The sequence below is a fragment of the Micromonospora sp. NPDC049044 genome, assembly GCF_040649215.1.
GTDB lineage: Bacteria > Actinomycetota > Actinomycetes > Mycobacteriales > Micromonosporaceae > Micromonospora.
This window is the reverse complement of sequence record NZ_JBEZFA010000013.1, coordinates 1-13,260: the sequence shown is the minus strand read 5'-3', so window position 1 is coordinate 13,260 and position 13,260 is coordinate 1. Positions and strand designations below refer to the sequence as shown.

The 13,260-nt window shown below is 71.5% G+C and carries 12 protein-coding genes; 5 read left to right on the top strand and 7 right to left on the bottom strand.

The features are described from left to right. Window positions 1-342: a hypothetical protein gene (locus AB0B85_RS13330; protein WP_357406802.1), complete on the bottom strand. Its 342-nt coding sequence runs from the start codon at window positions 340-342 to the stop codon at window positions 1-3. A gap of 140 nt (window positions 343-482) precedes the next feature. Between AB0B85_RS13330 and AB0B85_RS13325 the strand changes: the two genes are divergently transcribed. Beyond that, window positions 483-1,028, top strand: coding sequence for a hypothetical protein (locus AB0B85_RS13325; protein ID WP_357406800.1), 546 nt, complete (start codon window positions 483-485; stop codon window positions 1,026-1,028). 182 nt (window positions 1,029-1,210) lie between these two features. On the opposite strand, the gene AB0B85_RS13320 is transcribed toward AB0B85_RS13325, so the two are convergent. Next, on the bottom strand, window positions 1,211-1,477 hold the full coding sequence (locus AB0B85_RS13320) for a hypothetical protein (RefSeq protein ID WP_357406798.1): 267 nt from the start codon (window positions 1,475-1,477) through the stop codon (window positions 1,211-1,213). Window positions 1,478-1,592: 115 nt separating this feature from the next. Continuing rightward, window positions 1,593-3,737 carry a M14 family zinc carboxypeptidase gene (locus tag AB0B85_RS13315; protein ID WP_357406796.1) on the bottom strand — a complete coding sequence of 715 codons (2,145 nt, stop codon included), beginning with the start codon at window positions 3,735-3,737 and terminating at the stop codon, window positions 1,593-1,595. 210 nt (window positions 3,738-3,947) lie between these two features. On the opposite strand from AB0B85_RS13315, the gene AB0B85_RS13310 reads away from it, so the two are divergent. Both AB0B85_RS13310 and AB0B85_RS13305 read left to right on the top strand, forming a co-directional pair. Next, a complete protein-coding gene (locus AB0B85_RS13310) occupies window positions 3,948-4,457 on the top strand; it encodes a SigE family RNA polymerase sigma factor (RefSeq protein WP_357406794.1) in 510 nt (169 codons plus the stop codon). Further along, window positions 4,454-5,293: a hypothetical protein gene (locus AB0B85_RS13305; protein WP_357406792.1), complete on the top strand. Its 840-nt coding sequence runs from the start codon at window positions 4,454-4,456 to the stop codon at window positions 5,291-5,293. Before AB0B85_RS13310 ends, AB0B85_RS13305 begins: the two co-directional genes overlap by 4 nt. Before the next feature lie 40 nt (window positions 5,294-5,333). Here the strand turns inward: AB0B85_RS13305 and eccCa are convergent, their stop codons facing one another. Then, window positions 5,334-9,356 carry a type VII secretion protein EccCa gene (gene eccCa, locus AB0B85_RS13300; protein ID WP_357406790.1) on the bottom strand — a complete coding sequence of 1,341 codons (4,023 nt, stop codon included), beginning with the start codon at window positions 9,354-9,356 and terminating at the stop codon, window positions 5,334-5,336. Between the two features lie 116 nt (window positions 9,357-9,472). Here eccCa and eccD point away from each other — a divergent pair, with 116 nt between their 5' ends. Beyond that, a complete protein-coding gene (gene eccD, locus AB0B85_RS13295) occupies window positions 9,473-10,795 on the top strand; it encodes a type VII secretion integral membrane protein EccD (RefSeq protein WP_357406788.1) in 1,323 nt (440 codons plus the stop codon). A gap of 33 nt (window positions 10,796-10,828) precedes the next feature. On the opposite strand, the gene AB0B85_RS13290 is transcribed toward eccD, so the two are convergent. The 3 genes from AB0B85_RS13290 to AB0B85_RS13280 are packed head-to-tail and all read right to left on the bottom strand — an operon-like array spanning window position 10,829 to window position 12,235. Continuing rightward, window positions 10,829-11,164: a hypothetical protein gene (locus AB0B85_RS13290; RefSeq protein ID WP_357406786.1), complete on the bottom strand. Its 336-nt coding sequence runs from the start codon at window positions 11,162-11,164 to the stop codon at window positions 10,829-10,831. A 20-nt stretch (window positions 11,165-11,184) separates the two neighbouring features. Continuing rightward, entirely contained in the window at window positions 11,185-11,931 is a 747-nt protein-coding gene (locus tag AB0B85_RS13285; protein ID WP_357406784.1) for a hypothetical protein, read from the bottom strand. Between the two features lie 10 nt (window positions 11,932-11,941). Continuing rightward, window positions 11,942-12,235 carry a hypothetical protein gene (locus AB0B85_RS13280; RefSeq protein WP_357406782.1) on the bottom strand — a complete coding sequence of 98 codons (294 nt, stop codon included), beginning with the start codon at window positions 12,233-12,235 and terminating at the stop codon, window positions 11,942-11,944. 59 nt (window positions 12,236-12,294) lie between these two features. Between AB0B85_RS13280 and AB0B85_RS13275 the strand changes: the two genes are divergently transcribed. Continuing rightward, window positions 12,295-13,155 (top strand): hypothetical protein, encoded by an 861-nt coding sequence (locus AB0B85_RS13275; protein ID WP_357406780.1) that lies wholly within the window; start codon window positions 12,295-12,297, stop codon window positions 13,153-13,155. Window positions 13,156-13,260: the final 105 nt, after the last annotated feature.

Here is a 13,260-nt window from a genome sequence, read left to right as displayed (position 1 = left end):
TCAGCGCGGCGAGCGGGGCAACTCCTCGCGGGGCACCCAGTTGCGTCGGACGACCACCACCCGGGCCTCCGCCTCGGCGAGGTCGTCGTCGGTGGGCCGGGCCGCGTCCCGGGCCCGTAGCGCGGCGCTGAGCCCCACCTGGGACGACCCGGAACCGACCAACCCGCGCAGGCCCCGCTCGCCGTCGCGCTCGTCACCGCCGAAGTTCCGCCGGCGCGGGGGCGGGTCGTCGCCGTCGTGCACGCCGGCGGTGCTGGCCGTCGGGCTGTCGGCGCTCCGACCGGCCGCCTCACTGTCGGAATGGTGGCGTAGCCGTCGCCGTCGTCGGTCGGGGTCACCCATCAGCCGACCGTACCCCGCCCGGCGGACGATTCGGCACTGTCGTGCCGGTCCGCGTCCCGGGCGGGTTCGGCGACCTGTTTGTCGGCTGGTTACGCTCGGATTCAGGCGGCGGTGATGCCGTCGGTCAGGGGGAGGACGAGATGGCAGACCAGACGCAGCCGTGGGCGGAGCGGACCGTGGAGGTGCCACCGCAGGCCGGCGTCGGGGTGCCGCCGCAGCGTGACGGGTTTCGCCGGGGCGTTGCTCCGGTGGGTCAGCCGCGCAGCCCGCGGACCGAGCCGTTCCCGGTGGTCGAGCAGGAGCCGACCGGCACCGGCTGGCCCGGTGAGCCCACCCCGCGCCGGCCGCTGAGCTGGCGGATGGCGCAGCTGCGGCGCGGCGGTGAGTGGAGTTCGGCGGCTGGGATGTTCGCGTTCGTCTGCTGGGGGATCTGGGCGCTCTCCGGCCAGGGCGACCTGAGTGGCCCGCTGCTGGTGCTGGTGCTCAGCCTGCTGGTGGCGATCGGGCTGTTCGCCCTGTCCCGACTGGTCGGCCGGGTGGTGTGGGAGCGGCAGCTCGGACGGGTGCGGCGCAGCGCCCGAGGCGCTCACCTGGCGACCGCGGTGTTCCTCGTCGGCCTGGGCGTGGCGTGGCTCCAGCAGACCGACTGGGTCGTGTCGGCCTGGAACTGGATCTCCTCGAACTGATCGCGGGGCGCGTACGGGCGGGTCGGCTCGCCGCCCGCCCGTACGCCCGTTCGCGGCACGCCGCGACACCGGTCGTCTCCCCACCAGGCAAGGCTGCTGCTTACCCGGCCGGCCACGGTTCATCCGTGTCCGGCCGATCCGGCTGTCACCTCGTTCGGGGTCCTTCGATCCCGGCGGTGGCGTCAGTGGCTGCCGCCGTGCCCCTCGGCGTCGGCGCGGGGCGAGACGACCCGGGCGGCCGGATCCTCGACGCCAGGCTCGCCGCCGTCGGGGGCCACCATCCCGTCGTAGTTGTAGAGCGGCTGGCCGTCGTCGTGCTGCTTGGTCGTCTTGATGTAGCGGTGCATCATGCCGTCGTTCTCCACCTCGACGAGGGCCTCGCCGCCGGTGTCGTGGGTGCTGCCGTCGTAGGGGCCGCCAATGAGGTGGGCTGTCGTGTTCGTGTCCATGCACTAGGCCGTACCCACGGGTCACTGGGCGGAAACTGGCGAAATGTCGCCGGCTGCTCCGATGGCTCCCGGAGCGGTGTCGTGCCCCGGCGCGGACACGACACCGCCGAGAGGATCAGGGGGCGGGCTGGGCCGCCGCGTGGTCGCGGGCCACCCGGACCAGTTCCACAAGCCCGCCCGCGTACTCCTGGGACTCGCTGTGCGCCTCGTCGAACGGCGGCTGGAAGCCGACGCCCTCCCACTCGCCGGTCGCCGGGTTCCACAGGTCGTTGCCGACCTCGAAGTCCCAGGCGAAGATGCCCAGCTCGTAGTAGAGCTGGTCCGCCGAGTTGCCGGCGGCGGAGTACAGCACGTCGGCGACCGGGCCGGTCTGCGACGGCCAGGTGACGGTCCCGCGTTCCTGCGCGATGGCGCCGACGATCCGCCGGGCACTGTTGAGGAACAGCGTCGACTCGTCGATCGACGGTCGCGGCAGGGTGATCCGGCCATCGGCCCGGTACGCCCCCGGCGGCCACATGAAGTACCCACCGTAGGAGTGCACGTTCATCGCGAACCTGATGTTCGGGTGAGCCTGGGCGAGCGCGATCACGTTGCTGCTCTCCGCCTCGGACAGCTCGGCGGTGCCCGCGTAGGTGCCGGAGAGGCAGTTGGCGCTGGCGCCCACGTACCCGTCGAAGTACGACCCGACTGTGTAGTTGCGGTTGACGTCCACACCCCACGAGGTGCGGTACTTCGGGTCGCGGGTCGCGCCGGTGCAGTGGTTGACGAGGTTCTTGCGCTGCATGTTGAAGTCGTTGAACGAGTAGTTCGCGCCATCCGGGTTGACCGTCGGGATGACGAAGATGTCGACCTGTTCCAGCAGCTCGCGGGTAGCCGGGTCGGTCCGGGAGTTCGCCAGCATCCGCTCGGCGAACTCCAGCGTCACCAGCGGCGTGGCCCACTCCCGGGCGTGTTCCTGGGAGTACGCGAGCACGCCGACCCGGGAGCCGTCCCGGTGCACGCCGAGGCGCAGCGCCTGCACCGTCCACGGCCGCTTCGGCACCTCGGTGCCCTGCAGTCCGTCGTCGAGCCGGGCCGGACCGGCGACCGGCATGGGCAGCCCGGTCGAGCCGTCCTCGACGGTGGCCCGGAACCGGTTCGGCTGGCGGGCGTTGATCGCCGCGGCGACCTCGTCGGTGGTGCTCACCGTCTTGCCGGCGGTGTCGGTGGCAAGCGACACGGTCAGCACGCGATCGCGGTAACCGACGGTCAACTGTCGGTTCCGCCGACCCGGGTCGACAGTCCGCACCTGCACCCCGTTCATGCCCTGGTCGCCGAAGCGGACCGACTCGACCACCACGGCCGCAGCCGCCGGATCACCCAGGTACGCGACGGCGTTGCGCCGGTACCCCTGGGTCTTGTTCGGCAGGTCGATCACGTCCACCAGATCCCGGTACTGGCGGGCCAGTCGCTTGATCCGCGCCTGGATGTCGGTCGGCGTGAGGTACGCGTCGATGAAGTCCTTCTGGTAACCGGTCGGCAGGGGCGGTGGGGTCGCGTTCGGCCAGAGCGTCGGCGTGATCACGCGGCTGACCCCGCCGAGGCTGGAGGTGGCGGTCAACTGAACCGGCCGGCTCGGCACCGGCTGGGGCAGGTTGTAGTGGTACTGGTACTCGCCGGAGTCCTCGAACCGGTACAGCGGGAACGACCCGGTGGCGCCGTCCGCCGTTCGCCAACTGACGGTGATCTCCACGTCCGGGTCGTCGGTGGCGGTGGTGGCCACCTGGGCCTGGAGGAACGTCTGACCGTTCGTGGTCCACCAGTACGCCTGCTGCACCTGGAGGGTGTCCACTGCCGCGGCGGCGGTGGTCCGCTGGCCGGCGGCCGGAGCGCGCAGTCCGGCGGCGGTGCGGGCCTGCGCGGCGCGCACGCTCTCGGCATGGTGGCGGCTGCCGTCCCCGGCGCGCTGCACGACCTGTACGGCCTTCGCGCCCTGGGCGGTCAGCTCGGCGAGCTGCGTGCCGCTGAGCACGAGGTCGGCGATGATCCGTCCGTCCCGCGCCCGGGGCCGGTTGGCCAGGTCAGCACCGGTGGCGACGAGCCGGTCGAGCTGTGCCTGGTCGCGGAGCTGCACCCGGACCAGTGCGGTCTCGGTGGCGCTCAGGGTGATCTGTGGTGCGGGATCCGCGGGTGCCGCGGTTCCCGGAGAGGGGTGGGACAACACTGCGCTGAACAGGATCGCTGTGGTGGCGGCAGCTGTCCACCGTCGTCGGACGATCATGTGCCCTCCTGACGGACATCGATGTGCCTGGTCCTTACACCAGTGCATAGATCGACACCTGTCAAGGTGAGGTGGCGCGTCCAGCGACTTCCCGGCGCGCCTGGCGTCCTCCCGGCGCGTTTATCCCACCGAGAAAAGTGTCCGACTTCCAAAGCAACCCATCCGGTCGGACCCCGCGTGACTATCTCGACACGGGGATCGGAGGCCTGAATGAGCGACCGCGACAAGGCGTTCGCCGAGTACTTCGCGGCACGGTCCGCTGCCATGCGCTCCACCGCGTACCTGCTGTGTGGCGACTGGCATCGGGCGGAAGACCTGGTGCAGACCACTTTTGTCAAGCTCTACCGGGTCTGGCACCGGATCTCGCGGCACGAGGTGCTCGACAGCTACGTCCGGCAGATCCTGATCCGGACGTTCCTCGACGAGCGGCGTCGCGGTTGGTGGCGGCGCGAGCGGGTGGGGAGCGAGGAGGCCGAGCCGGCGGCTGTCGCCGACTCGCCGGAGAGCCGGCTGGTGCTGCTCCAGGCGCTGGCCCGCGTCGCGCCGCGTCAGCGGGCCGTGCTGGTCCTCCGCTACTGGGAGGACCAGTCGGTCGAGGACGTCGCGGCGCTGCTGGATTGCTCTGCGGGGACGGTGAAGAGCCAGGCGGCTCGCGGGCTCGACACGCTGCGCGGCCTCCTGGCACCCACCTACAGCGGGATCGAGATGGGGGAACGATGAACGGAGAAGAGTTGCGCGACGCGTTGCGCAGCGAGATGGCGAGCACCACCCCGCCTCCACCGCCGGATACGGAAGCCACGCTCAGCGCGGCGCGTCGGGCACACAGGCGCCGCCGTGCGGTGTGGGCGTCGCTCGGATCGGCGGCGGTGGTGTTGGCGGTAGCCGGCTTCGCGGCCGTCGGCAGCCCGGAGGGCCCTCTCTACCAGCCGGCGGGCGGCGGGTTCCCGGCCCCGGGTTCTTCGACAGACACCAAGCAGCCGTGGCCGACCGGGCCGGACGGTCAACCGCAGGAGGACCGGACCGCGCGGGCCGGCTCCAAGTACGACAAGGGGGTCCACCTGCTCAACGAGGTCGTCGCAGTGGTACCTGCCGGCTTCACCGCGCCGGAGGATCCGGCTGACCTGCCGGCTGACGAGCGGGTGTTGCGGACCCACCAGGCGCAGTTCGAGGAGAAGGTCGACGGCGTCGACAGGTGGAGTTACCTCTCCTCGGTCGCCGTGGCCCAGGGCAACGGCACCGGGCGGGTGATCGTCGAGGTGCACGACGCCGGCACCCGGTTGCCGACCGAGCCGTGCGCTCTGGCCCGCAACTTCTGGGGCATGCAGGGCGAATGTCAGGTCGAGACCGTCGGAGCGGCGCAGGTCGGCGTGGTGGTGCGACCGGGCAACGACGACCGGCTCGACCAGTGGTCGGCGTACCGGCACCCCGACGGCGTGGTGGTCTACGTGGCGCAGGGCGCGCAGCTCGACGAGACCCGGGCGGCGTTGGCCAGGTTGCCCTTCTCCGTGCCGCAGTTGGCGGCCCTCGCGGTCGACGACCGGTTTCACCTGCGGTGATCCGCTCCCGCCCGGGTTCCGGCCCGGGCGGGGCGTCGGCCTACTCGACGTAGGCCAACTGCACGAGCGTGGTGCGACGGCCACGACGCACCAGCCGCCCCCGGCCGGGGGGTTGGACGGAGAGGTGGGCCTGCGGCCAGAGCTGGCCCTCCTGCCGCTCGCCGGAGAGCAGCAACCCGGCGCAGCCGACCTCCTTCATCCGCTGCGGCACCGGCTCGTGAATGGCCCGGCCGGCGCCGCCGCTGCGCCGCGTCAGCACCAGGTGGAAGCCGAGGTCCTTCGACTGCGGCAGGAACTCCAGGAACGGCCCCAACGGGCCGGCGCCGCCAGTGGGCAGCAGGTCGTAGTCGTCGCAGAGCACCACGATCTCCGGCCCCGTCCACCACGACCGGCTGCGTAGCTGATCGACGGTGAGAGTGTCGGGTGGTAGCCGGTCGTGGAGTACCGAGGCGAGATTCTGCACCAGGCCCTGGGCGGCCTTGGCGGTGCCGGCGTACGCGCCGAGATAGGCCTCGGGCACCGCGTCCAGCATGGTGCGCCGCAGGTCGATGACCGCGAAGACCAACTCGTCGTCGGTGAACTGCGCGCTCAGGTCCCGGACCAGCAGGCGGAGCAGCGACGTCTTGCCGCTTGCCGAGTCGCCGAAGACGAGCAGGTGCGGGTCGGTGCCGAACAGGTCGAGCATGGTGGGTCGCAGCTCGGCCTCGTCGAGCCCGAGCCGGACCCGCCGGTCGGCGGGGAGCCCGTTGGCCACCTCCCCGTACCCGATCATGGTGGGTAGCATCCGGATGGCGGGCGCCGACGGGCCGGTCCAGGCCGTGGCCACCCGGGACACCAGATCGTCGAGCCCCTTCGGCAGGGTGGTCACGTCGTCGCTGCCATCGATGCGGGGCAGCGCGATGTGCGCGGTCAGCGCGTCCTGGGTCAGGCAACGGCCCGGGGTGTCGGCGCGCAGGTTCTCGGCGGCCTGCCGCTTGATGGTCGAGTCCAGCGGGTCGTTCAACCGGAACTCGATCTTCGAGCCGATCACCGCCTGGAGCTGCATCCGCAGGTCCGACCATCGACCGGCGGTCAACACCAGGTGTACGGCGTAGCCGAGCCCCCGCGAGCCGATGTCCTGGACGAGATCGGCCAGATCCTCGAACTCTGTCTTCAGCACCGGATAGTTGTCGATCACCAGCACGACGTCGGCGGCGGCCAACTCGGGCAGTCGACCCTCCCGGTGCATCCGCCGCATCGTGTCGATCGAGTCGATGCCGTGGGCGGCGAACAGCTCCTCCCGCTCGGTCATCAACATGCTGACCTCGGTCACCGTCCGGCGGATCCGGTCCGGGTCCAGCCGACCGGCCACCCCACCGACGTGCGGCAACCCGGCCAGCGCGTTGAGCGCGCCGCCACCGACATCGACGCAGTAGAACGCGATGTCCTGCGGCGTGTGGGTCAGCGCGGCACCGGACACCAGGCTGCGCAGCAACGTCGACTTGCCGGTCTGCGGCGCGCCGAGCACACAGACGTGCCCACCCGCACCGGAGATGTCGAGCACGAACGGTTCCTGTTTCTGCTCGGTGGGTCGATCGAGCAGGCCGAGCGGAATCCGCAGCCGCCCGCGCCGCTCCACCGGGGCCACCAGGCCGTACGCCGGGTCGATCTCCAGCGGGCCGACGACGGAGTCCAGCGGCAGCGCGGCAGGTAGTGGCGGCAGCCAGATCCGGTGCGCCTGCCGCCCGTGTTCGCGCAACCGGTCCACCACGACGTCCAGGGTGCTCGGCGCCGAGACGCTCTCGTCGGCCGCCGCTGACTCCTCGGTCGTCAACGGCTTCGGCAGGTGCCGGGCCACGTTGTACATCAGGAAGACCGTCGGGTCGGGTGCGGCGTCCACCACCTCCTCGCCGGCCGGCGGCCGGTACGTGCCGGACACGTACGCGGCCTTGAACCGCTCGAAGACAGTGGTATCGACCTTCAGGTAGCCCGATCCGGGCAGCGGCGGCAGCCGGTACGCGTCGGGCACCCCCAGCACGGTGCGGCTCTCCTGCTCGTTGAAGGTGCGCAAGCCCAGCCGGTACGACAGGAACGACTCCAACCCGCGCAGTCGACCCTCCTCCAGCCGCTGCGAGGCGAGCATCTGGTGGATGCCTATCGATCGGCCGATCCGGCCGATGGCGATGAACAGCTCGATGAAGTCCGGTTTGGCGGTCAGCAGCTCGCTGAACTCGTCGATGATCACCATCAGGTTGGGCAGTGGCGGCAGCGGCCGGCCGGCGTCCCGCCGCCTGTTGTACTCGGTGATGTTCGCCAGTTGCCCGGCGTCGAGCAGGATCTGCTGGCGGCGCTTCATCTCGCCCTGGATCGCGTCGTGCAGCCGGTCCACCAGGCCGGCGTCGTCGGACAGGTTCGAGATCATCGCCGAGGTGTGCGGCAGGTGTTCCAACCCGGCGAAGGTCGCGCCACCCTTGTAGTCGACGAGCACCAGGCTGAGCCGCTCGGGCGGATGGGTCATCGCCAGGGTGAGCACCAGCGTCCGCAGGACCTCGGACTTGCCGGAGCCGGTCGCGCCGACGCAGAGCCCGTGCGGCCCCATGCCGCCCAACGCGGACTCCTTGATGTCCAGGTGCACCGGGTTGCCGTCCGGGCCCACCCCGAACGGCACAGTGAGGAAGTCCGGGAGCATCCGGGGCGCCCACAGTGAACGCACGTCGTAGCTCGCCTCGTCCACGATGCCGAGCAGGCCCCGCAGGTCGACTGTCGCCTCCAACGGGGCGTCGTCCACCGTGTCGGCCACCAACCGCAGCGGCGAGACCCGTCGGGCCAGCAGCTCCATCTCGGCCAGGTCGAGCTGGTCGACCGTCCCGGCGGGTGCGCCGCGCAACCGCTCGCGCTCGGCCAGGATCGCCTGCGCCCGGGTATCGGTGACCTTGCGCAGATCCTGCACGGTGACCTGGTCGCCCTCGCAGAGCACCCGGACGTCGACCTGGGACGGCTCGTGCTGCTGGTCGTCGACGAGCACCACCACCGCCATGCCCAGGTCGTCGGGGGCGAGGCCGGCTTCGAGGTGACCGAGCGGGTCGGCCCGGCCGGCGGAGATCTGGTCGACCACGACCACCAGCCGACTGCCCCGGAACCGGTGCTGCGGATCGCCAAGTCGCCGGGCCCGGTTGACCTCACCGACGCGCCGGGACAGCTCCGCGGTGAGCAGCGACGCCAGCGCAGTCGGCTCGGCGGCCACCAGTCGCTGCGGGGCCGGGCCGTCGTACTCGCTGGGGTGCAGGCAGTGCGGCAGCCACTTCAGCCAGTCGAACTCCGGCCCGGCGGTGCCGCCGAGCAGCCACGCGAGGCGTACGTCGTCCGGGGCGTGCAGGGTGGCGAGCTGCGCCACCAGCACCCGTACCAGATTGCGGGTGGCGGCCGGGCTGCCGACCACCGACACCACACCGGTGACCGGCACCGCGACCGGCATGCCGTCGAGCAGTCGGTCCCGGTCGACGACCAGCCGGGCGGCGGCCAGGGTGACCGGGTCCAGATCGACCATCGGATTGTTCTCGTCGGCCTGCAGAGTGACCCGACGCCACAGCCGATCCTGTCCGTGCCCGACCCGTAACACCAGGAAATCCGGGTCGGCCAGCCGTCGCTCCCACCGTCGGTGCGGGTCACGGAGCAGGTCCGGCAGCACCTCCGGAGCGGGGTGCCGGTGCTGGGCAGTGGCCCGCTGGGTGACCGCGTCCGCCCGGATCTGGTCGCGGATCCGGTCGATGTACTCCAGGTACCGCTGCCGTTGTCTGGCGAAGCGACGGGCCGCTCCGGTGCGCTGGGTGACGTACGCGGCGATCCCCCCGAACACAGTGGCGACCAGCATGCCGAGCCCGGCGATCATCATGATCGGGTTCTGGTTGGCCATCATCATGAGCAACATGCCGGCCCCGCCCATGATCGGGAGGAAGACCTGCATGACGCCCGCGAACCCACCGCCGCCGTCCGGCACCGCCGGTGGCGAGACCACGTCGAGCGCTGTCGACTCCGGCTCCGGTGGTGGGACCCGGGCCGGTCGGTGAATCACCCGCTGCGTCATCGCGACCCCTTCCGGGCCGAACCGATCGGTGCCTTCGCCGGGTTACCGGTAGTGCTTCGACTGCCTAGAGTAGTACCGGTCCACACAGTGAGCCGACCGTGCGGGGACGGAGGGTCATGGCAACCCGATTCACCCGAGTGACAGTGGTGGCTGGCGGACGCAGCCTCGACATCAGCCTGCCCGCAGCCCGCCCGGTGCTGGAATTCGTGCCGCAGGTGTGCGAGCTGCTCTCGCTCGCGCCCGAAGCCGCCGGGCGCTGGCGACTGTCCACGGTGGCCGCCGGTGGTCTGGACCCCCGCCGCTCCCTGGACGAGGCGGGCATCATCGACGCCGAGACGCTCTACCTGACCCCGCCCGAGCAGGCACCCCTGCCACCGTTCGTCGACGACGTGGTGGACGAGGTCCAGTCCACGTTGGACGGCGACGGCAGCGAATGGCGCGACGCCGCCCGGGTGACCGGCAGCGCGGCACTTGCCGGTGTCGCGGTGCTGACCCTCACGTACGCGCTCACCACCATGCCGGTGCCGGTGGCCGCGGCGCCGGCCATGCTGTTCGTGGTGGCCGCGCTGGCGGTGCTCGCCGGCCGGATGCTCGGCGGGCCCGGCGGCACACTCCTGATCGCCTCCGCCGTGCCGGCCTGGCTGGTCGCCGGCGTCGCGGTGGCCCGGGCGGCCGACTGGCCCGAGCCGGCCTGGTTCACCGCCGGTGCCCTCGGTGCCGGTCTCGGTGCCGCCCTGTTCGTGCTGGCGGGGGAGCGATGGTACGGCGTCGCCGCTGGCGGGCTCGCGGTGACGGTGCTCGGCGGGCTCGGCACCGCGCTGCTCGCCGCCGGGCTCGATCCGCAGCAGGCCGCCGCCGTCGGGTCCGTCGTGGTTGTCTTCGCGGTGGGGCTGGCGCCACAACTCGCGCTCGGCTCGGCCCGCCTCGTCGATCTGCTGCGCCGGCAGGAGGAGAGCCAGTGGGTCGGTCGGCACCTGGTCGCGGCGGCGGTCCGCCGTGGGCAGAGCGTGCTGTCCGGTGCCGTGGTCGGCGTCGCGCTGGCCGCCACCGCCGCCTGCGTGGTGCTGCTGACCGGCCCGGCCGGGGTCGGCGTGCTGCTCGGTGCGGTGCTGGGGCTGGTGTTCGCGCTGCGGTCGCGGGTCTTCACCCGCTTTGGTCAGGTGCTGCCCATGCTCGTGCCGCCGGTGACGGCGGCCACCGTGGCGGTGCTCGGTGCCGTCCGGCTCGCCGACGCCGACGAGGCGGTGCGGGCCTGGTTGGCGGTGGTCGGTGTGCTGGTGGTGGCGGGTGCCGTGCTCTGGGCGGGCCGTCCCCGGTTGGACGACGTGGGTGCGGCCCGGTTGCGACAAATCTTCGACCTGGCCGAGGTGCTCGCGGTGGTCAGCCTCGCGCCGCTGGTGATCGCGGTCTTCGGTGGCTTCGACTGGGCGGCCGGCTGAGCCGAGCGCCGACCGCATCCCCTGATCAGCCGATCAACGCGGTGTGGTCGCCGTGGTCGGCCCCGACCAGCTCGCCGGCCGCGCCGATCGCAGCAGGAGGGGACGCGAAGCGTCCGACACCTGTTCCGTGGCGCTGGTCGGGGCCAGGCCCCTTTTCTGGCGCTGTTGAGCGAGCAGACCGCCGATGCTCGTGATCGCCCAGACCGCGATCAGCAACAGGGCACCGACGACCAGGCTCGCGATCACCGTCGCGTAGGGACGGCGCAGGTCACGTGGGCCGCGCCGGGACCCGTGCAGGAGCGCTGCCTTGGCGGTCGCGGTACGCAGGGCGTGCGCCTCGACCACGACTCGGTCCCGCCCGTCAGCCACGACCGCGCCCAACCCGGTCGTCAGTCATCGTCGCGCCCGGCGTCGTCACTCCTGGCCTCGTCGTCGTTTCCGGCCTCGACGTCGCGCTGGGCCTCTTCGTCGCGCCTGGCCTCGTTGGCCGCCGCCACGTCATCGGGGTCAGCCGGCCTGATGCTCTGGGCCACCGCCACGATCACGTCGTTGAGCACCTGCTCCATCTCGGGGTGCGGTGTTGCGGCGCTGAGCACTGCCGTCCAGGTGGTGCCGGGTAGCGGCAGGAACAGCTGCAACACTGTCGAACGGACCCGGGTCAGGCCGCCCGGCGGCACCGTGGACGCGACGTCGCGATGCAACACCCCCGGCCCGGCCGGCGTCTCGACCTCCTCGGCCGTGCCGGTGCGCGGCAACGTCTGCCGGACCAGGGCCAGGCCGGCCGGCTGGGGGGCCGAGTTGAACCAACCCAGGTGCAGTCCGGCGCTGCCGACCGCACCTGTGGACATCCGACCGAGCTGCACCAGGCTCAGCGACGCGCCAGCGCGTTGACAGTCGGCGACGAGCTGCTCGACGAACTGGAGGACCTCCCGGCGCTCGGCGGCGCGTAACCGCTGCCCGAAGAAGCGATCATCGACCATCCGGGCGGCGCTGCGCTGCCAGGACTCCGGATTGGTGTCGAGCAGCACCCAGTCTGAGGGGACCCCGATGAACCACGGGAAGTCCGGGTGCGGGGCATGCGGGTTGAGCTTCAGGTCGTGGGCGGGCAGCGGATCGAGCATGGAGAGGTCGCTCACGCGGGCACCCCTACGATTCGGTGGGACGCAGCGCGGCGGCGGTCTGGGTGTCGAAGTCGGAGACCATCTTGCCGATCGCGGTGGAGAGCCCACCCCACTCGCCGATGTTGTTCATCAACTCGAGCAGGCTGGTCTTCCACTCGTCGCGAAAATCGGATATCGCGCTCTGGATGTCAGCATGATCATCGGTCAGACCGGCGCAGTCGACCACCCCGCGATGGTCCGTCTCCAATTGATCAGCGAGGGTGGTCAAGTTTCCACCTAGGCTCACCAGCGTCGCGTAAGGATACTGAACGTACGTCATCCCGCCTCCCCGTCATCGCTCGTCAAGGCTAACAACTAACGTCTATACGGGGGACCCCGATGACCGAGTACCGACAGATCGGCCGGACGATGGTGCGAGCCCTCGACCCCCGCATCACCGCACGGCTGCGGGCCGAGCGGGAGCGCGAGGAAACCCTCTCCGCCCGGCTGCGGCCGGGCGTGATCGCCGTGGTCGGGCCGGGCTCGGGCACCGGCCGCTCGACAGTGGCCGCACTGGTGACCTCGGTGCTGGCCCGCCACCAGGGCACCAAGGTGCTCGCCATGGACACCGGGCACGGCGGCGGCCTGCACGCCCGGCTGGCGGTCCGGGCCGGTGGGTCCACCGCGGTGGTGCTTTCCGGTCTCGGCCTGCGCGGCGCCACCGCCGGTCGGCGGCCGGCTGTGGGCCAGCGGTGGCTGCGGGAGCGTCTCGCCCTGGCCGAGCGGGCGATGCTGCTGGCGGGCCCCCCGGGCGACGCCGAGCCACCGGTCACGGCAGCCGAGTACGGCACGGTCTCGGCCACCCTCAGCCGCTGGTTCCCCGTGCGGGTCGTCGACACCCCGCCGCTCACCGATGATCCGGTCGTGCCGGCGGTGCTGACCCGAGCCGATCGGGTGGTGCTCGTGGCCCCGAACGACGAGCGCGGTCTCCGGTCGCTTGTCGGCTGCCGGTCCTGGATCGCCCCGCTGCTGCGCGAGCCGCTCGACCGGGTCGGCGTCCAGGTGCTTGTCGACAAGGACCCGCAGCCGGGCGCTGCCGCGTCCGGGCCGTCGCTCGGCGATCTCCCCACTTTCGTCCTGCCGTTCGACCCGGCCCTGCGGACCACCGATGCGCTGCACTGGGCTGATTTCGCGAGCGGTACGCAGGAGATCGTTCTTGGCCTGGTCGCGCAGATTGTGCGAGATATGCGACTCGGGTAGCACGTGAATGTCGTTGGGTGTCTATGTTCGAGTGACTGTGGGTCGAGTTCACGGGAGGGGCTTCGGATGGGTGCGAAGTTTTCGATCACCGACAATGCGGTCAAT